This is a genomic window from Janthinobacterium sp. (assembly GCF_009923995.1).
Lineage (GTDB): Bacteria > Pseudomonadota > Gammaproteobacteria > Burkholderiales > Burkholderiaceae_D > Janthinobacterium.
The window spans coordinates 160,270-180,799 of sequence record NZ_RFSK01000003.1 but is presented as its reverse complement, the minus strand read 5'-3'; the positions used below and the strand labels follow the sequence as shown (position 1 = coordinate 180,799).

The following is a 20,530-nucleotide window of genomic DNA, read 5'->3' as shown; positions in this document are numbered from 1 at the left end:
CCCTATCAGGAGACTTGCGCATGAAACTATCCTTGCTACGTTTGAGTTTGCTCGCTTGCGCCGCCCTCGGCGCGCAAGCCCACGCCCAGCCGCCCGCCATCAAGCCGGGCCTGTGGCAAGTCGACAGCAAGATGGCCTCGCCCGATGCCGCCACCGACAACGCCATGTCCATGGTGCTGCAGCAGCTGGGCAACCTTCCCCCCGATCAGCGCAAGCAGCTCGAAAGCATGGCGGCCAGCCGCGGCATGGCCATGCCCACCGTGGGCGCCGACGGCGCCGTGCGCGTGACGGCCTGCGTGACGCCGGACATGGCGGCGCGCAAGCAGATTCCCACGGGCCAGCCCGGCGATTGCAAGTCGAACAACACTTCCGTCGCGGGCGGCATGAGTGTGTCGTTCACCTGCGCCAACCCGAAGTCGAGCGGCGAAGGCCAGGTGCGCTTCCATGGCGACCAGGCATTTTCCATGCAGCTGGCGGTGACCACCAGCGCGCGCGGCACGCCGGAACAGGTGAACGTGACGAGCAGCGGCAAGTGGCTGGGCGCCAGCTGCCCTGCCCCTGCCACGCAGGCCGTTCAGAAGCCGTGACGGAAGCCCAGGTTGAACGCCGCATCGCCGCGTCCCGCGTCGCTGGCATTGCCCACCGTGTAGCGGGCGCCGTTCTTGTTGTGGATCTTCGCGTAGGACGCATAGAAATCGCTGCGTCTTGACAGCGCATACGTGAGGCCGACGGCCACCTGGCTGGCGTCGCGGTTGGCCAGGTCGCGGTCATCCTTGCGCACCCAGGACGCCAGCAGCTTGACGGCGCCCACGGGCACGGCCACGCCCAGCAAGGTGTCGCGGCTGTCCGAGGACGACATCGACAGGGCCAGCGAGCTGTAGTCGTTGCTGGGGTCCCACGGCGAGCTGCCATAGCCCTTGTTGATGCCGACGGCGGCAAAGGCCGTGGCCACCTTCAGGTCGACATTCGCGGCGATGAGGGTATTGCGGGCCGACATGTCGATGGCGGGCACGGTGCCGCTGGCCAGGATCAGGCTGTTCTTGCGCTGGTGCGAGATGCTGACGTTCACGGCGCCGGCCGAATAGCCGAGGGTGGCGCCATATGCGCGGTTGTTGGCGCTGCTGTACGGCGATTCGCCAAAGCTGTAGATGGCGCTGGCCGTCACGCCGCGCAGGGCGGGCGTTTCATATTTGATGGTGTTGTCGTAGCGTTTCACGCTGTAGCCGGCCAGGTTGCTGGCGCTGCCGGCCATGCCGCCCTTGAACGGGTCGGCCACGTCGGTCAGGGCCAGGTATTGCGGGTTGTACTGGCGCCCCAGGGTCAGCGCGCCGAGGCGGCTGTCGAGGCCCACATACGCCTGGCGGCCGAACAGCCGGCCTTCCTCGGACTGGCCCGTGTCGTTCTGGATGCCCGCCTCCAGCGTGAACACGGCAGACACGTCGTTGCCCAGCGCTTCGCGGCCCTGCACGCCCAGGCGCGAGCCGGAAGCGACGCCGCCCGAGACCTTGGTGCCGGCGCAATTGCCGGCGCAGCCCCGCTCGGCCACGATACCCGCGTCGAGCACGCCGTACACGGCCACATTGCCATCCGCCCCACCGCCGGCGCCATCCGCGCCATGGGCCGGGGCGCATAGCGCGAACGGCCCCATCCCTATCACAGCAAGCGCAAAATACGAGGTCTTCATGATAAATATCTCGGTAACGTGAAAAGAAACTGCCGGGTATTGATCAGGACGTGCGCTGTGTGTCACACCCAAGTGTTACCTTATCCTCGCTTTTTGGCAAGCAATCTGTGCGGTGTACAACAGATACTCCAGCTTAGCTCGCTTGAAGAGTCGCGCACTGACAACACGCAAGAGTGAGCATGATTCGTGCAATTTGCGGCAAAATGACGTTAAATGCAGGCCCTGCCGTGAAGCAATGTTCGGTGGCGAACGTTGCGGGATTTGACGCAGGCGGTACACTACTGGTTTTACCGACAGCGGCTCGCCCGTTTTTTCTGCATGCTAGCTATCCTCGAACGCATTGATCCCAACTCCAGCAATATCGACTTGCTGGTGGACTTGTTTAACTCACTGCGTCCCAAGCGCCCCCACGACAGCGCTACCGCGATCGCCAACGTGCGCACCCTGCGCCAGCTTCTCAAAGGTAACCCCGCCCAGGCCCGCGCCCTGCACGAATACGTGCTGCGCGTGCTGGCCGCACGCCGCCACGCCAGCCTGTACACGGACATCGGCGTGCTGTCGAACAGCGGTTTCTTCACGGAATTGAAACGCCGCATCGCCTACCGCATGCTGCCGCCCGCCCTGGGCGACGAGTACCTGAACGACGCGCTCGACCAGGTGCTGTACCTGAATACCGATTATTTGTGGATCAGCAACGTCCCCGCCGCGGACTGGCTGGAACTGTTCGACGTGCTCACCAGCGACGACATCGAGCTGGCCGTCGGCGACGGCAATATCATGCTGCCAGGCATGCTCGACGCCATCCGCACCCTGTCCTACCGCGTCTGCGCCATGGGCCTGGAGCCGGAACTGACGCGTTTCCACAGCGAAATTGAAGTCTTCCAGTCGCCCTTCATGGTGCAGAACACGGAAGTGAACGCCTACCTGGACGCGTATACGAACCTGCTGCACGGAAATATCGAGCACATCGAGGATGCGCGCCACCTGCTGGTGATGCTGGACCAGTGCGACGCCGTCATCGCCAAGATCCGCAAGAAGGCCCTGTACCAGGGCACCAGCATCCCCCTCACCTATTTGCTGGTGGCATTGGCGCAGAGCATAGACCGCCTGCGCAAGCTGCTGTTCCTCGTCGACACGAGCGGCGAGCTGCCCGCATCGAGCAACGTGGACATCGCCGCCATCACGGTCGATGCCACGCAGGACTGGCACGATGCCCAGCCCGTCAGCCGCCGCCGCGCCGGTTCCGTCGCGCTGGCGCTGGAACTGATCCAGGCGCACAACAACAAGTACAAGGTCAGCGACCTGTTTTCCGACAATATCAACTTGCTGGCGCGCAATGTGACGGAAAATGCCAGCCGCACGGGCGAGCACTACATCGCGGAAAACCGCCGCGAGATGGGCGCCATGTTCCTCTCGTCGGCCGGCGCTGGCATCATCATCGGCTTCATGGCCCTGTTCAAGATACTGATGTCCTACCTGCGCTCGGCGCCGCTGGTCGAGGCTTTCATGTTCAGCATGAATTACTCGATCGGCTTCATGTTCATCCACTTGCTGCACTTCACGGTGGCCACCAAGCAGCCGGCCATGACGGCTTCGCGCATCGCCGCCGGCCTGCACAGCAAGGATGGCCGGAACATCGACCTCGACAGCATGGCCGAACTGATCAACAAGGTCTTCCGCACGCAGAACATGGCCGTGCTGGGCAACCTGGCCACGGCCATGCCCACGGCCTGGCTGATCGCCCTCGGCTACAAGGCCATTACGGGGCACAACCTGGTGACGCCCGAGAAGGCCATGCACTTGCTGCACGATATCGATCCCATCGGCAGTCCCGCCATCTTCTACGCCATGATCGCCGGCGTCTGCCTGTTCGTGGCGGGCCTGATTTCCGGCTACTACGACAACCAGGCGCTGTACACGCGCTGGGCGCAGCGCATCGCGCAATTGCGCGGCCTGGGCCGCGTGATCGGCCAGGAGCGGCTGCAGCGCCTGGGCTTGTACCTGGAAAACAACCTGGGCGGCCTGATGGGCAATTTCTATTTCGGTATCCTGCTGGGCACCATCGGCACCCTCGGTTTCCTCATCGGCTTGCCCATCGATATACGCCACATCACCTTCTCGGCCGCCAACTTCGCCACGGCCCTCGTGGGACTGGACCACAACATGAGCTGGCAACTGGCCGTCAAGTCGCTGTCGGGCATCTTCGCCATCGGCACGGCCAACCTGCTCGTCAGCTTCGGCCTGGCTTTGTGGGTGGCCCTGCGGTCGCGCCAGGTGCGCTTCAAGCACGGCATGCAATTGCTGAAGATCCTGGGCAAGCGTTTCCTGCGCTCGCCCATCGTCTTCTTCTTCGGCTCGAAAAATCCGCCGCCCCTGGCGCTGGCCGATGACTCGGCAAACCTGTCACCTACCACCAAGGCTCCCAAATGACCGCTCGGCGCATGCGACCCTGCCTCACCGCCCTCCTGCTGTGCTGGACCCTGGTTGCATGCGCCGCGCTGCCCAATGTCAAGAACCTCAACACCACCCTGGAACCCGTCGCCAAGCCCAAGGTGATCACGGGCAAGGGGGCCGTGCTGAACGTCAACAGCCGCGCCGCCCTGCTCAACAAGCGCTGGGCCAAGTCCGGCATGGACTTGAAGACCCAGGCCGCGCTGGAAGAGGCGGCCACGGGCGTACCTTTGATCAAGGGCAACAAGGTCACCCTGCTGTTTGACGGTCCGCAAACCATGGCCGCCATGTTCCAGGCCATCAGCGACGCCAGGACCAGCATCAACCTGGAAACGTATATCTTCGACCAGGACCCGCTGGGCCTGAAGTTCGCCGACATGCTGATCGAAAAGCAGCAGGCCGGCGTGACGGTCAACGTCATCTATGACAGCGTGGGCACCATCGGCGTGCCGCAGGCGTTTTTCGAGCGCATGCGCGCGGCCGGCGTGCACCTGGTGGCCTTCAACCCCGTCAATCCCGCCAAGCTCAAGGGCGACGAGTGGAAGATCAACAACCGCGACCACCGCAAGGTGCTCATCGTCGACGGCAAGACGGCGTTTACGGGCGGCGTCAACATCAGCGACACCTATGCCAAGAGCTCGCTGTTCCGCTCGAAATCCAAGCCCACCGACAAGAAGGACGTGGGCTGGCGCGATACCCACGTGAAAGTGGAAGGTCCGGCCGTGGCCGCCTTCCAGTGGCTGTTCATCCGCACCTGGGCCCAGCAGGACCAGGCCGACTTGCCTGATGCCAATTACTTCCCCGTCCTGTCGGAAGTGGGCGACAAGCTGGTGCGCGTCGTGGCCAGCGAGCCGGACGGCGGCTTCGAGATCTACAAGGCCTACATCCTGGCCATCCAGGAAGCCAAGAAAACCATCCACATCACGTCCGCCTATTTCGTGCCCGACCAGCAGACGGTGGATGCCCTGGTGGCCGCCGCGAAACGGGGCGTGGACGTCACCGTGGTGCTGCCCGGCGTGTCCGACAGCGGCCTCGTGTTCCACGCGGGCCACGCGCTGTACGACCAGCTGCTGGCCGGCGGCATCCGCATCTTCCACTTGAAACTGGCCGTGCTGCACGCCAAGACGGCCGTCATCGATGGCGCCTGGTCGACGGTGGGCTCGACGAATATCGACATGCGCAGCTTCCTGCACAACAGCGAACTGAACGTGATCGTGCTGGGCGACAGCTTCGGCCGCGAAATGGAAAACGCCTTCCAGGAAGACTTGCGCGACTCGGAAGAAATCACCAGGGCCAAGTGGGAATCGCGGCCCTGGGGCGACCGCATGAAGGAATGGGCGGCCCGCTTCATGCATTACTGGCTGTAGCGGCCGCGCCCGCTTAAACGGCGGCTAGGGCGTGCCGAAATCGATGACGCCATCGCCGATCGGATATTCACGCGCACGCGCCTCCCAGGCGTTCTCGGCCACTTTCAGACGGTACTGGTCGAACAGGAAAGGCAAGCCTTCGCTGGCCAGGATGTCGGGATTGCTGGCTACCTGAAAATGCAGATGCGGCACCCGGGCATCGCCGGAATTGCCCACCCTCCCAAGCAACTGGCCGCGCCGCACGCGCTGTCCCGTCTTCACCTGCACGCTGCCCGGCTGCAGGTGCGCATATTGCGCGAACTGTCCATTGCCCAGCGCAATCGTGACCACATTGCCGGCAACATTCTCCATCGAGATGGGCACGGCTGGCGTGAAGCCTGCCGGCGTACGGGGAATATTGTCCGGCATGCCATCGCGCGCCTGGACGATCTCGCCATCGGCCACCGCCAGCACGTTTTCGCCGTAGGCGTGATAGCTGCGCACGTCGCGCGCATCGCCTGCGAACATGCTGCCATTGCGATATTTCTTCCAGTCGAGCGCATAGCGCCGGGCGAGCTGTGCCATGCCGCCGGCCACGAACACGCCCATGCGGTGATGAGAATCGATGCTGGGGCCGTTGTCGGCCGTCCAGCCCGTGCCTTGCAGCGGACGTCCCAGCACGGCCAGCGGCGTATGGCGCGTGCCGATGGGAGGACCGTCGGCCAGCGCCCCGTCGAGTAGCAAGCGATGGCGCAAGGTGGCCGGCACGGCGGCGCTGGCGTCAAACGCCAGACACAGATAGACCACGGCGCCCTGCCCGCCCGCCAGTTGCGCCGCTCCCTCCTCGCTGCTGGCGCCGGCCACGCGCACGCGCTGCCGCAGCTGCGCGGCTGTCAGCGCCAGCAAGGCTTGCGGTTCGCTGCCCGCGAGGACTTCGAGGCCGCGCAAGGTCATGGCCTCGTCGGAAAAGTTATGCAAATGTAATTCGTAGAGCAGATAATTGCGTCCCGTGCCGGCCAATACGGTCGGTTCCAGCGGCGTGCGCATGTCGAGCTGGGGCGGTGGGAACACGGCCGTCTGCACGGTGGTGGCCGCCCGGGCGGGCGCGCCGGCGGCAATCACATCGCAGCCCCGGGGAGGCGGCAGGTCCGCCGCGGTGGCAGCCAACAGGGGCGAGGCGGCGAAGAAACTGCACAGGCAAGCGGCATGGGCAAACAATCTGGCTGACATTGTATCCTTGGGGAAAAGTGGGCACCACGGGCAAGACCGCCGCCGCGTCGCCGCAAAGTAAAAAATGCCAAGCTTAGCAGATCAGCATGAGCAAAAACACAAAGTTGCCATAGAATAATTACGCCAGGCGCGGCGTGCCAGGATGGGCGTCGACCGGCGCGGGCCGGCACAGGCGGGAGGAGCGCGGCGTCATTTGCGCATCGCCGATAACGCCACCGCCAACAATAGCGTCGGATGACACGGAACCATGTCCCGCCTATCGGGCTTACAGCGGCCGCAGGCTGGCCCACACGCCGCCCTGGCGCTGGAACGCTTCCGTGCTGACCTTGTCAAAGCCGGCGCTGTCGTCGCTCCAGCTGTAGCGCTCGACGCGGATGCAGCTGGCTTCGATGCGGATGACATTGAAGGAGTTCGACTCGCCCCTGCCCCGCGTGGACGTGGCCGTGCCCGCCTGCACCATCAGGGCAGCGTAGCCATCGATCTTGTAGCGTTCGGCCGTGTTGCCCGCCACGCTGGCGTGCAGGTGCCCGGCCAGTAATAAATCCACGCCGCATTCGGAAAACATCTGCAGCGCCAGCGGCGCGCGGTCCACCAGGTCATCCTCGTCGAAGTGCTCGGGCAAGTCAAACGGATGGTGCGTGACGATGATGCGCGTCAAGCCGGACGGCAAGCGGCCCAGGCGTTCACGCAGGAAATCGATCTGTTCGTGGCTGATGCGGCCATCCTTGAACGTCAGGGAACGGGCCGTGTTGATGCCCAGCACGGCGATTTCCTCGTCCACGTATTCGGGCGACAAATCGTCCGTCACATGGCGCCGGTACTTCACCAGCGGCGTCAAGAAGCGGGAAAAGACGTTGTACAGGGGCACGTCATGGTTGCCCGGCACGACGATCTGCGGCCCCGGCAAACTGTCGAGAAAAGCCCGCGCCTGCCGGAACTCGGCGCTGCGGGCCCGCTGCGTGAGGTCGCCCGAGACGACCACCACATCCGGCTCCAGGCGCTCGACCAGCGCGCGCAGGGGCGCCAGCAGGGCCCCGTCGACACGGCCAAAATGCAGGTCGGACAAATGCACGAGGGTACGCATGGCCTACTCCCCGCCTGGCGCCGCGGCGGGCGCGGGCACGAGCACGTCCAGCGCGGCGGGACGGATGCGGTAGTGCAAGGGCGTATTCATGATGGTCACTTCGCCATCCGTGGCCACGCGCAGGCGGCGGTGGTGCGTGGCGATCTCCAGGTCGGTGGCCGTCAGTACGTCGAAATCCCTGGCCTGCGACAGCTTGCCGAACAGCGCATGCAGGGCCAGGCGCACGAGTCCCAGGCGGCCCGGACGCTGCGCCACGTACAGGCTCAGCTGTCCGCCATCGAGCCGCTCGCGTTCGCCGATATTCAAGCCTTCCATCAGGTATTCATTATTGCCGATGAAGACGAAGGGCGTGCGCCGCGCATGCACGGCATCGTTGAGCTTTAATTGCACGCTGAGGAAGGGATAGCGGCGCAGGGCCGCCAGCAGGGCCCAGCCGAAGGCCAGCCACTTGCCCCGCCCCAGCCGGCGCTGCTGCTTTTCGCGGTCGCGCACGATGTCGGGATACAGGCCCAGGCTGGAATTGTTCAGGAAGATGCGGCCATTCACCTCGCCCACGTCGACCTTCACGCGCACGCCGCGGGCCACGTTGGCGATGGCCGCCTCCAGCGCCAGGGGAATGTTCAGATCCTTGGCAAAATGGTTCAAGGTGCCCAGCGGCAAGACGCCAAACGGCGTGCCGCTGCCGACGACGACGGAAGCGACGGCATTGATGGTGCCATCGCCGCCGCCGGCCACGATGATGGGTGCGCCATCGCGCAGGGCCTGCCCGGCCGTGGCGATCATCTCGGCGCCCCCTTGCGCCAGGGTGATGGCGGCGTCCAGTCCCACGGCGCGGAATTGTGCTTCGAGCTGCTGCGCCCAGTCGGGCGCATAGCCGCAGCCGGCGCCCGCGTTGATGATGACGGCGATTTTGCTCAGGATGTTTCCCCTTATCTGGTTTGCCGGATGTGCCGGCGGCGGCGCAGGGTCGACACGCCGGCGATGCAGATGGCCAGCCAGCCATAGCTTTCCGCCATGGCCGCCAGCACGTCGCTCAGGTAATGCGCGCCCAGGTAGATGCGGCTGAAGCCCACCAGCGCCGCCATCAGGAAAGCCCCCAGCGCGATGGCGATGCGCCTGCCCCACGCGCCCGGCGCCGTCTGGCAAATCAGGTAGGCGGCCAGCAGGCCGTACAGGGCCGTCGAGGTGGCAGTATGGCCACTGGGAAAGCTGTACGTACCCAGGGCCGTCTGCAGGATGGGCGTGTCAAAGCTGGGCCGCGCGCGCACAAAGATGTACTTTAGCAGCAGGTTCAAAAACATGACGCCCGGCATGGTTATCACCAGGGTCAGCAGCCAGTAAGTGGCGCCCTTGCGGTACCAGTACCAGCCCAGCAGGACCGCCAGGGTGATGGCGCCGATCACCCCATGCAGGTGCGTGACCACCAGCAGGCAGCTGGTGACCCACGGCACGGCATGCTGGTTGAACCACTGCGCCACCTGCAGGTCGATCACCGTGATCTGCGCCATGCCCATGACGGCTTCCGCGATCTCGTGGAATACGACGATGGCGACGAGCATCACGGCCACGCCCACCGTCATGTGCAGGCCCAGTTCGCCCTCGGGCGACAGGCGCGCCTCGACGAAGCGGCGCAGTTTCGTGGTCCAGCCCGTGGTCATGCCCATGTCATTCTTCTGTTGCAAACTGATCCCTCTTCCTTGTTCCCGGTGCTGATCAAAAAAACCACACCATTAAAAAAATACTGTTTATTCATACAGTAGCTGTGTATTCATACAGTAGTTATGCTATTCTGATGACTCGTTCAACACATCTCCCTCAAAGGAATTGTCATGGCAACATTGAATAGCGGTTTTGGCTCACGGTTCGGCCTGGAATACGCCCCAAGCTCTTTCCTCGTCCGCATGGGCAAGCGCGAAATCCTCGTCTGCCGCGACTTCCGCAAGCGCTACTACACCGTCAATCCCTTGATCGAGTGCGGTACGGGCATCGAGCCGGGCTATGTTGAAGTGCTGCTGATGCGCCGTTGGTTGTTGATCTTATCTAAAGCGCATTAAATACGCCTTAAAAATCTGCCGCGCGGCGCGATATGCGGCCTGCGATACGCGCTGTACCAAAGTACGGCGGCGCTTCCTGGCCACGACTCATTGCCGCTCGCGACGATTTTTTCGGCGTATTCCGGGGCTTTCGGCGACCTTGCTTGAAAGCCTCGCCCGGCCACGCCGGGAACGCCCAGTACCGGCCGGCGGCAACGCTGGCCGACCCCTCATTACTGCGTGCGTTCCGGTGCGGCCGGGCTGGCAGGTGTTTGCACTGGAGGCACCGCCTCAAACACGTTCGCCTCGTACCACAGGGTGACGAACAGCACCATCACGGCGGGGCCGATGAACAGGCCCACGAGGCCCAGGGTTTCCACGCCGCCCAGGATGCCGAACAGCACGGCCAGGAAAGGCAGGCGGGTGGCGTTGCCGATCATGCCGGGACGCACGAAATGGTCGGCCACGAACAGCACCACGGTGCCCCACGCGGCCACGCCGATGGCGGCGCCCACGCTGCCCTGGAACAGCAGCAAGGCAGCCGCGCACAGGTAGGCCAGCGGCGCGCCGAACGGAATGATGGCGAGGATGCCCGTGGCGAAGGCCCACAGGGCCGGCGACGGCAAGCCGGCGATGGCGTAGGCAATACCGATCAGCACGCCTTCGGCCAGGCCCACCAGCACCAGGCCGTTGACGGTGGCGCGTATGGCCGTGGGAATCTTTTGCGCATAGCGCCCCCACCGCTCGGGGCGCAGGAAATGGCTGCCGATGGCCGTGATCTGGCGCGTCAGCGCCTCGCCATCCTTGTAGAAGAAAAACAGGCACAGAAAGGCCAGGCCGAAATCGACGAGGCGGTGGAAGACGTCCGCGCCGAGGATTTTCAGCATGTCGCGCGCGGAATGAAAGCCGCCCACGGCGCTGCCCGCAAAGAAGTGGCCCAGGCCGTGGGGCTGGCTCAGGGTGGCCAGCCACCAGTCGCGGATGGCATCCCCCGCCAGGGGAATGTGCGTCACCCAGTCCGGCACGGGCAAGCCGTTGGTATTCGCATTGACGACGAAATTGGCCAGTTCGGGCACTTCGCGCGCCGCCTGCGCCACGCCGAACAGCACGGGAATGATGAAGATGCAGGCAAACGCCAGGGTCAGCAGGGCCGCCGCCACGATGGTGCGCTGCCCCAGCGCCGCGCGCACGCGCAGGTACAGGGGCCAGGTGGCCACGCACAGGATGCCGGCCCACACGAGCGGCAAAAAGAAACGCTGCATGACGAAGGCCGTCAGGGCTATCAGCGCCAGGGAAAAGCCTGCGCTGAGCATGTCGCGCTGGGTATCGGTCATACCACTCCATTCGTGCCCCGCACTGGGAACAATGACGGGGCCAAGCTACGCGCCAGTTGCGCAGGCGTAGCGTAACACGGCGGCATGCCGATGCAGAATACCCGTCCCCGCCTGCCATGCGTGGACATGGCGGCCTGCCGTCTCCGCGCCGTCCGCTGCCCCCGCGCCAGCGGACGCGCCGGCCCGCCCTGCCGCCTGCCGCCCGCCGCCCTGCCGCCCGCCGCCGCTGGCGCCAGGCGCGGCTACACGAGGCCCAAGTCCGCCGGCTTGACGCCGGCAAACACGTGCTCGAGCTGTGCCGAACTCAAGCCGAAGGTGCGGCGCAGCAAGCCGCCCAGCACGGCACGGTATTCGTTGAGCACGGGCATGTCGCGGTTCTGGAACAGATTCGCCTGCGTGATGGCCAGTTGCTCGCCCGCCACCTGTTTCCCCTTGATGCCGCCGCCCAGCACCCAGAATACGCTGCCGTGGCCGTGGTCCGTGCCGCGGTTGCCGTTCTCGCGGAAGGTGCGGCCAAATTCGCTGACGACGACGACGACGGTCTGGCGCCATTCGCTGCCCATTTCCTGGGAAAACGCGGCCAGGCCCCGTCCCAGCTCGTCGAAGCGCCCCGCCAGGTAGCCGTTCGCCCCGCCCTGCCCCACATGCGTGTCCCAGCCGCCCACGTCGACGAAGCCGATGTTGTATTTGTCCTTCATCAAGCGGGCGATGCGCTGCGCTTCCAGTTCAAAGCCGCGGGTAGAGATGGCGTTGCGGTTGGCCGCCTGCATTTCCCCCGTCAATTCCCGCGTGACGTCGTCGCGCACGACGAAGCCGGCGGCCACCTGCTGCTGCAGGGGCGTGCCGTGGTACATGGCGGCGATGATCTGGCTTTGATGCGCATCAATGCCGGACTTGCCCAGCGAGCGCAGCGCCATGTTCGGCACTTGCACGCCGCCCTGGAAGATCAGCGGCAGCTGGTCCGTGAAGGCGATGGCATGGTTGGCGTTGAGCGTCTGCGCCAGGCGGTTCAGGAAGCCCGAGCGGAAGTCGCGGCGCGCATTGATTTCCTGCCCCAGCTCGATCGTGTCCTGGGTTTCGAAGTGGCTGCGCGTCAAGTCCGTCGTGCCGGCAAAGGGGATGAAGGCCGCCTCGCCGCCGTTGAACATGAGATAAATGGTGTCGCGCAAGGCCGGATGCAGGGCCCAGTCGGCGTTCAGCGCCAGCGCGCCATTCTCCGCGCCCGGCTTCGCAATGGCGATATTCGGCCGCGCCGCATAGTAAAAATCGCTGCCCACGGGCACCAGCAGATTGTTCGCGTCATAGCCGCCGCGCAGGAAGACGAACAGCAGCTTCGCATCGGTGGCCGGGGCGGCCAGCAGGCTGCCCGCATGGGCCAGCAAGGGGGCGGCGGCCAGGGCTTTCAACAGGTCACGACGGTGCATGGTAATTCCTTTCAGCGATGCATCATTTCTGGCGAGGACAGCAGGAAAGTATTCCACTCCTGGGGCGAGGCGGCCTGCGCCAGCGCCTGGCGCGTGCCGGGGCTCAAGGTCGCTTCCAGCGACTGGAAATACAGGGCGCTGGCCAGCTGGGGAAACGCCACTTTTTCCTGCGGCTGCGGGCCATCCGTCTTGAACAGGCCGGCGCTGCCCGAGCCGATGGTACGGGCGATATCGAAGCGCGTCGTCATCTGGCCGGGGCTGGCCCAGGACGGGTCCGTCAAGGGATAGCCGTCCGGCGTCTGGCGCCCGTACAGGGGCTGGCCCATGCGCGAGAGCCAGTTCAGCATGGGTCCCGCATTCAGGATGGGCTTATCGTCATAGCTGAGGCGCACGGCCGACACCACGTAATGCATGGGGTCCTTGAACTTCTTGCCCAGCGACTGCTTGAACTCGGGGCTATTGAACATGGTCTGCAGCACGTCGGCGATCATGCCGTCGCTGTGCTGGAAGGTGGCCGCCATGCGCGCCACCAGCGCCTCGGGCGGATTGTCGCCGACGAAATACTGGGCCAGCTTGCCGCTGATGAAATGCGCCGTGGCGGGACTGCGGCTGAGGCGGTCCAGCGCTTCGTCCAGTTCGGCCAGGCCCCGGCCCTTCACCGTCTGGCCGAGGAATTGCTTGTCGCCGTAATCGTGGCGGTTGGGGTTGAATTCGAACAAGCCCCGGCGCACGTACTGCGCCCGCAGGGCCGGCTTGACCTTCGGCGCATCCGCTCCCAGGTTCACGCCCACGCCCGTGAGGATGCGCGCCAGTTCCTGCACGTCCTTCTGGCTGTAGCCGCCATTCACGCCCAGGGTGTGCAGTTCCATCAGCTCGCGCGCATAGTTTTCATTGATGCGGTTGGCGGCATTGGCCTCGTTGTCCAGGTAGCGCAGCATGGCCGGATGGTGGACGGTGGCGCCCAGCAAGTCGCGGAATTTCCCCAAGGCATGCGGCGCGATGGCGTTCGCCTCGTAATCGCCCACCATGGCGCGCAGGTTGTGCTTGCCCTGGTGCACGCTGAAATGGTTGAGCCAAAACCAGTCCAGCTGCTGCTGCAGCTGGTTAGGCGAATACACGTCCAGCAGCAAGGAGCGCGTGGCCGCCTCGCGCGCCAGGCGGTTCAGTTCCTGCTGATAATCCTTTTGCGCCTGCTGCTTGGCCATGTCATCCATCACGGCGGCCGATTCCTTGCGCTTCTGCTCCATGCTCATGACGAGCTGGTCGAGGGGCACTTGGCTGATGGTCATGGCGTCGATCTGGGCCTGGATGGCGGGCGGCAGGCTGGCTTTGCCGGGATGCAATTGCGCCTGCAGGTAGCGCTGCCAGCCTTCCGCCTGCAACTGGCGCGCGCTGCCGCCGTTCACGCCCCAGCTGACGCGCTCGAGCATGGCGATGCCTTGCGCGGCATTGTCCGGCGCACCGGCGCGCGCATCGCCGGCAGGCGCCAGCGCGCTGCCATGGCCGGCCGTGCCGGCGCAGCCGGCCAGCAACAGCAGGGAAATGAGGGTGGTCGGCAGCAGTCGGTTGGGGGTCATGGCGATCCTTCAGGCGGTTTCAACCAGAATGCTTGAGAGTACGCCCTCGTTGACGCGCGCATGATTGCCATTTGCAACGAGTTGTAATGAAACGTTACTTTATGGCAATGCCACGCACTTGTCGCGCAGGAAATCGCGCAGCTGCAGCACGAGCGGCGTCACCTGTGCCCGGTGCATGCACACGAGGTGCAGGGGTGCCGCTTCGCCCGCCACCTGGGGCAGCAAGGCCAGCAGGCGGCCAGCGGCCAGGTCGGCGGACAGGTCCAGCCGCGATTTATACGCGATGCCCAGCCCGGCCACGGCCCAGCGCCGCACGAGGTCGGCGTCGTCCGCGCTGCGGTTGCCGCTCACTTGTACCGTCACCTGCTCGCGCTGGGGCAGGCGGTAGAAGGTCCAGCGGTCGTGCATGCCGTCTTCCAGGGCGAAGCGCAGGCAATTATGTTGCGGCAAGTCTTCCAGCGCCAGCAGGGGACCGTGCGCGCGCAGGTAGGCGGGCGAAGCCACCAGCACCCTGTCGTTGGCGGGTGCGATGGGCAGGGCGATCATGGACGAATCGTCCTGCTGGCCGTAGCGGATGGCCACGTCGACCTGCTGGCGCACCATGTCGGCCACGCGGTCGCTGACGCTGAGCTGGTAGTGCAGCGTAGGGTGGCGCACCTGGAACTCGTCCAGCCAGCCCAGCATCAAATTGCGTCCCAGGTCGGAGGGCATGGCAATTTTCAAGGTTCCGCCGAAACTGTCCTTGCCCGCCAGCAGTGCGTCATGACCCGCGCGCAGCAGGCGCAAGGCTTCGCGCGCATGCTCCAGGTATTGCGTGCCTTCCGCCGTCAGGCTCAGCGAGCGGGTCGTGCGGGTCAGCAGGCGCAAGCCCAATTCCCCTTCCAGGCGCTTGACGGCGGCGCTGGCCAGCGCGGGCGAGATGCCGATCTCGCGCGCGGCCGCCGACAGGCTGCCCCGGTCGGCCGTGCGCACAAACACCTGCAAGTCGTCGAGTCGCAGCAATTTTCAGCATTCCTTTGAAAGTGTTTCGGTACGCGCCCACTGTTTCTCGGGCGGAAATGCCACCATCATACGTCATCCCCCCTTCACTCTTTGCCAAGGATCAGCATGAAAGCCATCGCCTACCGCCACAGCCTGCCTATCACCGATGACGACGCCCTGCTCGACATCGACCTGCCCATGCCCGTCGCCACGGGGCGCGACCTGCTCGTCGCCGTCCATGCCATTTCCGTCAACCCCGTCGACACCAAGGTGCGCAAGAACCGCGCGCCGAAAGAGGGCCAGCCGGAAGTGCTGGGCTGGGATGCGGCCGGCATCGTCACGGCCGTCGGCCCCGACGCCACCCTGTTCCAGGTGGGCGACAGGGTCTGGTACGCGGGCGCCATCAACCGCCCCGGCAGCAACAGCGAATTTCAATTGGTCGACGAGCGCATCGTCGGCCACATGCCCGCCAGCCTCGATTTCGCTCCCGCCGCCGCCCTGCCCTTGACGGCCATCACGGCCTGGGAATTGCTGTTCGACCGCTTGCAGCTCAGCCGCGACAAGAGCCTGACGGGCAAGTCCCTGCTGGTGATCGGCGCGGCGGGCGGCGTCGGCTCCGTGCTCGTGCAGCTGGCCCGTCAGTTGACGGGCGTGACCATCATCGGCACGGCCTCGCGTGCGGAAACGGCCGCCTGGGTGCAGGAACTGGGCGCCCACCACGTGATCGACCACAGCCTGCCCCTGGCCGCCGAAATCACGCGCCTGGGCTTGCCGCCCGTCGACTATGTGATCAGCCTGAACCAGACGGACCGGCATTTCGAGCAGATCGTCGAACTCATCGCCCCGCAAGGCAAGTTCGCCCTGATCGACGACCCCGAACAGATCGACGTGCGCAAGTTCAAGGGCAAGAGCGTGTCCCTGCACTGGGAACTGATGTTTACCCGCTCCCTGTTCCAGACGCCCGACATGGTCAAACAGCACGCACTGCTCGATGAACTGGCGCAGCTGGTGGACGCGGGCGTCATCAAGACCACCCTGGCCGAGCGCTTCGGCACGATCAACGCGGCGAATTTGAAGCGCGCGCATGCCCTGCTGGAGAGCAACACCGCGAAAGGGAAAATTGTCCTCGAAGGATACTAAATTCAGGTCATCAGGATGGCCCGGAAATCATTGACATTCGTCAAGGTCGGGCCCGTCACCACGCTGTCGCCCAGCGCCTGGAAGAAGCCGTGGCCATCGTTATTGTCCAGGCTGTCGCGGGGATGGATGCCCAGCGCCCAGGCCCGCTGCAGAGTGTCGGGCGCCAGGACCGCGCCCGCGATCTCTTCCTGGCCGTCGACGCCATCCGTGTCGCCGGCCAGCGCGTGGATGCCCTCCCGCCCTTGCAGGGCGATGCCCAGCGCCAGCAAAAATTCCACGTTGCGCCCGCCGCGGCCCTTGCCGCGCACGGTCACCGTCGTCTCGCCGCCCGACAGCAGCACGCAGGGAGGGGGAAACGGCTGGCCCCATTGCGCCGTTTGCAGGGCGATGCCGGCCATCACGGTGCCCACTTCGCGCGCCTCGCCTTCCAGGCTGTCGCCCAAGATATATGGCGTGACGCCGGCCGCCCGCGCCACGGCCGCTGCCGCTTCCAGGGCCAGTTGCGGCGTGGCGATCAGGGTCGTCTGCGTGCGTGCCAGCCGGGGATCACCGGGCTTCACGGATTCGCCGCGCCCGCTCTCCAAGGTCGTGCGTATGCTGTCCGGCAAGGCGATGCCGTAGCGGCGCACGATGGCCAGCGCGTCGGCGCACGTCGTCGCGTCGCCCACCGTGGGGCCGGAAGCGATGTCGCCCAGTTTGTCGCCGGGCACGTCGGAAATGGCCAAAGTAACGACTTGCGCCGGATGGCAGGCGGCCGCCAGCCTGCCGCCCTTGATGGCGGACAAATGGCGACGCACGCAATTCATTTCGCCGATGGTGGCGCCCGACGCCAGCAGCGCCCGGTTCAAGGCTTGCTTGTCTTCCAGGCTGATGCCATCGAGGGGCAAGGCCAGCAGGGACGAGCCGCCGCCGGAAATGAGGCACAGCACGGTATCGTCCGGCTGCAGGTTGCCGACCAGCTCGAGCATGCGCTGCGCGGCCAGCATGCCGGCAGCGTCCGGCACGGGGTGTGACGCTTCGGCGATCTCGATGCGCTCGCAGGGCACGGCATAGCCGTAGCGCGTCACCACCAGCCCCGACAGCGGCCCCGGCCAGTGCCGTTCCACGGCGTGCGCCATGGCGGCGGAGGCCTTGCCTGCGCCGATGACGATCAGCCGGCCTGCCGGCACGGGCGGAAGGTGTGGCGGTACGCAGTGCGACGGTTGCGCCGCTTCGATGGCGGCGTGGAACATGGCTTGCAGCAAGGCGCGTGGCGCCGGGGTCGTCGTCATTGCTTTCTCCTCGGGTCTCCGAACCCGATCATAGCAGTGCCGCCGCCACCTGGCAGCTACAATGGCGGCAAGATTACTCACAGGAATGAAATGAACGACGCCATCGCATGGACCCCACTTGCCCGCACCTTCGGGCTGTTTACCGTCACGGCCGTCGCCGAACTGCTGGGCTGCTACCTGCCCATGCTGTGGCTGAGCAACAAGGGCAGCGCCTGGCTGCTGCTGCCAGCCGCCCTCAGCCTGCTGGTCTTCGTGTGGCTGCTGACCTTGCATCCGGCCGCCAGCGGCCGGGTGTATGCCACGTATGGCGCCATCTATATCGCCACGGCCCTGGGATGGCTGTGGCTGGTGGACGGCATCACGCCCGCCTGGACGGATGTGGCGGGCGTGGGCCTGGCCCTGGCCGGTGCCGCCGTCATTGCCATGGGGCACAAGGCGGCTTGATGCGCGTCAAGCGGCATGCGCGCGGAAGTTGGTTTCCGCCGACCATGCCGCGCTGGCGCGGGCCAGCAGCACGGCTTCGCCATCGGCCAGCCAGTCGTCCGCGTCGGCAATCTTCCACATGGCATGCAGCAGCTTGCGGCGCAGGTCCGGGTCCGTGATTTCATCGAGCAGGCTGTCGATCACGCCATGGGCCAGCTGCACGGCGCCATGCACGGTCGAGGTCAGCATGTCGTCGCACAGGTCTTGCAGCAACTGCTGAAAAGCGGCCGGTTCCAGCTCGATATGCTCGAGGATCTTGCTGCGGTGCATGGCCTGCAGCTCGGCGCTGGCCAGGTTGCCGTCGACCACCATCATCAGGGCCAAAATACGTCCCGCTGCCTGGGGACTGTTCACTGCATACGTACGCATGATGCATTCTTTCATTGTGATTGATTAAAAAGCGCGCCACCGCCACGCGGGGCGCGCCGTACTGCCGTTTTACTTCTTGTCGCTGCGGGTAATGAACACGCTGGCCACGCAGCTGGCCACGATCAAGACCGCCACCACCAGCAGGGACGCTTCCACGGGCACGTGGTACCACGGCATGATCAGCATCTTGGCGCCGATGAACACCAGCACCATCGCCAGGCCGTACTTGAGCATGTGGAAGCGGTCCGCCACGTCCACCAGCAGGAAGTACAGGGCGCGCAAGCCCATGATGGCGAACAGGTTCGACGTGAAGACGATGAACGGGTCCGTCGTGATGGCGAAGATCGCCGGGATCGAGTCCACCGCGAACACCAGGTCCGTCACCTCGATCAGGATCAGCACGAGGAACAGGGGCGTGACATAACGCAAACCGCCCTTGGTCACGAAGAAACGCTCGCCGTGGTCGCCGTCCGCCACCCGCAGGTGGCGGCGGGCAAAGCGCAGCACGGGGTTGTTCGCCACGTCCGGTTCCGCATCGGCCGCCACCAGCATGCGCATGCCGGTAATCAAGAGGAAGGCGCCGAACAGGTAGAGCACCCAGCTGAACTCGCTTACCACCCACGCGCCGGCCATGATCATCACGGCGCGCATGACGATGGCGCCCAGCACGCCGTAGATCAGCACGCGGCGCTGGTACTGGACCGGCACCTGGAAGGCGCTGAAGATCAGCAGGAAGACGAAGACGTTGTCGACGGACAGGGCTTTCTCGATCAGGTAGCCGGAGAAAAACTCCAGCGCCTTCTGGTTGGCGATCTCGGGTCCGGCCGTGCCGTTCAGATACCACCACAGGCCGCCGTTGAACAGCAGGGCCAGGCTGACCCACACGAGCGACCACGTCGCCGCTTCCTTGACGCCCACCTTGTGCGCCTTGTTGCCGCCGAAGACGAACAGGTCCAGCGCCAGCATGAGCAGGACGAAGACGATGAAGCCGGCCCACATGGGCGCCGTGGCGATGCTTTCCAGGCCGTTCATCGCTGGCCCCCGTCAGTGTTTCCGTTTACCTTGCAGCACATGGCGCTCTCCTCGTTTGAATGTCAGGCAACCATCATATGCCTGATTAACACATCGAACAAATCGAATATAATTAAGTCATACATCGAAAAATTCGATGCATTAACGCACCGGAGCGGCCATGTCGAACCTTAATTTCAAGCACTTGCGCTATTTCTGGATGGTGGCCAAGACGGGCAGCATCGCCCGCGCCGCCGAGCAGCTGCACCTGACGCCGCAATCGATTTCCGGCCAGCTGGGCGACTTTGCCGACACCCTGGGCGTGGAACTGTTCCGCCGCAGCGGACGCCAGCTGGAGCTGACGGACACGGGCCGGCGCATCCTCGGCCATGCGGAAGAGATTTTCAGCGCGGGCGATGAATTGCTGGAAATCGTGCGCGACCAGTCGCGCACGACGACGACCACCTTCCGCGTGGGCTGCGCCGATTCCGTCTCGAAACTGATCGCCTGCCGCCTCGTGGAGCCGGCGCTGGGCCTGGACGAACCGCTGCGCATCATTTGCCGCGAGGGCCGCCTGGCCAGCCTGCTGGCGGACCTGGCCGTGCACCGGCTGGACCTGATCATCGCCGACCGCCCCATGCCGGCCCATTTGAGCGTGCGCGGCTACAACCACCTGCTGGGCGAAAGCGGCATGACCCTGCTGGGCACGGCCGCCCTGGCCGCCACCCTGCAGGGCGGCTTTCCCCGCTGCCTGGACGGCGCGCCCTTGCTGCTGCCGGGCGAGGACTACGCCATCTACGGCCGCCTGCTGCAGTGGCTCGGCGAACACAGCCTGCACCCGCGCGTCGTGGGCGAATTCGACGACAGTGCCATGATGCAAGCCTTCGGCCAGTCCGGGGCCGGCCTGTTCTTTGCCCCCACCGTCATCGCGCGCCAGGTCTGCCAGCAATACGCCGTGGTGGAACTGGGGCGCGTCGACAGCCTCGTCGAGCAAGTGTATGCCATCACGACGGAGCGGCGCCTGCGCCACCCGGCCACCGTCGCCATCAGCCAGAATGCGCGGCACGAGCTGTTCGCGTAGGCGCGGGAGACGCCCGCCCTCGCCGGGTTCC

19 protein-coding genes are annotated in these 20,530 nt (G+C 65.2%); 7 read left to right on the top strand and 12 right to left on the bottom strand.

The features are described 5' to 3' along the window. Nucleotides 1–20 precede the first annotated feature (20 nt). Entirely contained in the window at nt 21–587 is a 567-nt protein-coding gene (locus EBS11_RS02825; RefSeq protein WP_290600368.1) for a DUF3617 domain-containing protein, read from the top strand. On the opposite strand, the gene EBS11_RS02820 is transcribed toward EBS11_RS02825, so the two are convergent. Continuing rightward, nucleotides 575–1,684 carry a porin gene (locus EBS11_RS02820; protein ID WP_290600367.1) on the bottom strand — a complete coding sequence of 370 codons (1,110 nt, stop codon included), beginning with the start codon at nt 1,682–1,684 and terminating at the stop codon, nt 575–577. The genes EBS11_RS02825 and EBS11_RS02820 overlap by 13 nt on opposite strands. Nucleotides 1,685–2,002: 318 nt before the next feature. On the opposite strand from EBS11_RS02820, the gene EBS11_RS02815 reads away from it, so the two are divergent. Then, nucleotides 2,003–4,114: a site-specific recombinase gene (locus tag EBS11_RS02815; RefSeq protein ID WP_290600365.1), complete on the top strand. Its 2,112-nt coding sequence runs from the start codon at nt 2,003–2,005 to the stop codon at nt 4,112–4,114. Then, nucleotides 4,111–5,502: a cardiolipin synthase gene (cls, locus tag EBS11_RS02810; protein ID WP_290600363.1), complete on the top strand. Its 1,392-nt coding sequence runs from the start codon at nt 4,111–4,113 to the stop codon at nt 5,500–5,502. The genes EBS11_RS02815 and cls overlap by 4 nt, the downstream gene beginning before the upstream one ends. Nucleotides 5,503–5,526: 24 nt before the next feature. On the opposite strand, the gene EBS11_RS02805 is transcribed toward cls, so the two are convergent. The 4 genes from EBS11_RS02805 to EBS11_RS02790 all read right to left on the bottom strand — a co-directional run bounded on the left by EBS11_RS02805 (nt 5,527) and on the right by EBS11_RS02790 (nt 9,477). Beyond that, a complete protein-coding gene (locus tag EBS11_RS02805; RefSeq protein WP_290600361.1) occupies nt 5,527–6,711 on the bottom strand; it encodes a M23 family metallopeptidase in 1,185 nt (394 codons plus the stop codon). A 265-nt stretch (nt 6,712–6,976) separates the two neighbouring features. Beyond that, the gene (locus EBS11_RS02800) at nt 6,977–7,795 is read right to left on the bottom strand and encodes a metallophosphoesterase (protein WP_290600360.1); all 819 of its coding nucleotides are present in this window, start codon (nt 7,793–7,795) and stop codon (nt 6,977–6,979) included. Between the two features lie 3 nt (nt 7,796–7,798). Further along, entirely contained in the window at nt 7,799–8,713 is a 915-nt protein-coding gene (locus EBS11_RS02795; RefSeq protein WP_290600395.1) for a diacylglycerol kinase family protein, read from the bottom strand. An 11-nt stretch (nt 8,714–8,724) separates the two neighbouring features. Continuing rightward, complete coding sequence (locus EBS11_RS02790) at nt 8,725–9,477, bottom strand: phosphatase PAP2 family protein (protein WP_365954704.1); 753 nt, start codon at nt 9,475–9,477, stop codon at nt 8,725–8,727. Nucleotides 9,478–9,624: 147 nt separating this feature from the next. On the opposite strand from EBS11_RS02790, the gene EBS11_RS02785 reads away from it, so the two are divergent. Continuing rightward, entirely contained in the window at nt 9,625–9,849 is a 225-nt protein-coding gene (locus EBS11_RS02785; RefSeq protein ID WP_010396348.1) for a hypothetical protein, read from the top strand. Between the two features lie 212 nt (nt 9,850–10,061). Here the strand turns inward: EBS11_RS02785 and EBS11_RS02780 are convergent, their stop codons facing one another. The 4 genes from EBS11_RS02780 to EBS11_RS02765 form a co-directional block, all read right to left on the bottom strand. Next, a complete protein-coding gene (locus EBS11_RS02780) occupies nt 10,062–11,162 on the bottom strand; it encodes an AI-2E family transporter (RefSeq protein ID WP_290600355.1) in 1,101 nt (366 codons plus the stop codon). Nucleotides 11,163–11,404: 242 nt separating this feature from the next. Beyond that, on the bottom strand, nt 11,405–12,586 hold the full coding sequence (locus tag EBS11_RS02775; RefSeq protein WP_290600352.1) for a DUF1501 domain-containing protein: 1,182 nt from the start codon (nt 12,584–12,586) through the stop codon (nt 11,405–11,407). An 11-nt stretch (nt 12,587–12,597) separates the two neighbouring features. Beyond that, nucleotides 12,598–14,163, bottom strand: a complete 1,566-nt coding sequence (locus tag EBS11_RS02770) for a DUF1800 domain-containing protein (RefSeq protein WP_290600351.1) — start codon at nt 14,161–14,163, stop codon at nt 12,598–12,600. A 99-nt stretch (nt 14,164–14,262) separates the two neighbouring features. Continuing rightward, nucleotides 14,263–15,165 (bottom strand): LysR family transcriptional regulator, encoded by a 903-nt coding sequence (locus tag EBS11_RS02765; RefSeq protein WP_290600350.1) that lies wholly within the window; start codon nt 15,163–15,165, stop codon nt 14,263–14,265. Between the two features lie 105 nt (nt 15,166–15,270). Between EBS11_RS02765 and EBS11_RS02760 the strand changes: the two genes are divergently transcribed. After that, on the top strand, nt 15,271–16,284 hold the full coding sequence (locus tag EBS11_RS02760; protein WP_290600349.1) for a zinc-binding alcohol dehydrogenase family protein: 1,014 nt from the start codon (nt 15,271–15,273) through the stop codon (nt 16,282–16,284). Between the two features lie 2 nt (nt 16,285–16,286). Here EBS11_RS02760 and EBS11_RS02755 read toward each other — a convergent pair whose 3' ends face one another. Then, on the bottom strand, nt 16,287–17,555 hold the full coding sequence (locus EBS11_RS02755; protein WP_290600347.1) for a glycerate kinase: 1,269 nt from the start codon (nt 17,553–17,555) through the stop codon (nt 16,287–16,289). A gap of 90 nt (nt 17,556–17,645) precedes the next feature. Between EBS11_RS02755 and EBS11_RS02750 the strand changes: the two genes are divergently transcribed. After that, nucleotides 17,646–17,999, top strand: a complete 354-nt coding sequence (locus tag EBS11_RS02750; RefSeq protein ID WP_290600345.1) for a YnfA family protein — start codon at nt 17,646–17,648, stop codon at nt 17,997–17,999. 6 nt (nt 18,000–18,005) lie between these two features. Here EBS11_RS02750 and EBS11_RS02745 read toward each other — a convergent pair whose 3' ends face one another. Beyond that, complete coding sequence (locus EBS11_RS02745) at nt 18,006–18,407, bottom strand: TerB family tellurite resistance protein (protein ID WP_290600343.1); 402 nt, start codon at nt 18,405–18,407, stop codon at nt 18,006–18,008. A 69-nt stretch (nt 18,408–18,476) separates the two neighbouring features. Then, nucleotides 18,477–19,439: a TerC family protein gene (locus EBS11_RS02740; RefSeq protein ID WP_290600342.1), complete on the bottom strand. Its 963-nt coding sequence runs from the start codon at nt 19,437–19,439 to the stop codon at nt 18,477–18,479. 160 nt (nt 19,440–19,599) lie between these two features. On the opposite strand from EBS11_RS02740, the gene nhaR reads away from it, so the two are divergent. Continuing rightward, nucleotides 19,600–20,499, top strand: coding sequence for a transcriptional activator NhaR (nhaR, locus tag EBS11_RS02735; RefSeq protein WP_290600340.1), 900 nt, complete (start codon nt 19,600–19,602; stop codon nt 20,497–20,499). Nucleotides 20,500–20,530 lie beyond the last annotated feature (31 nt).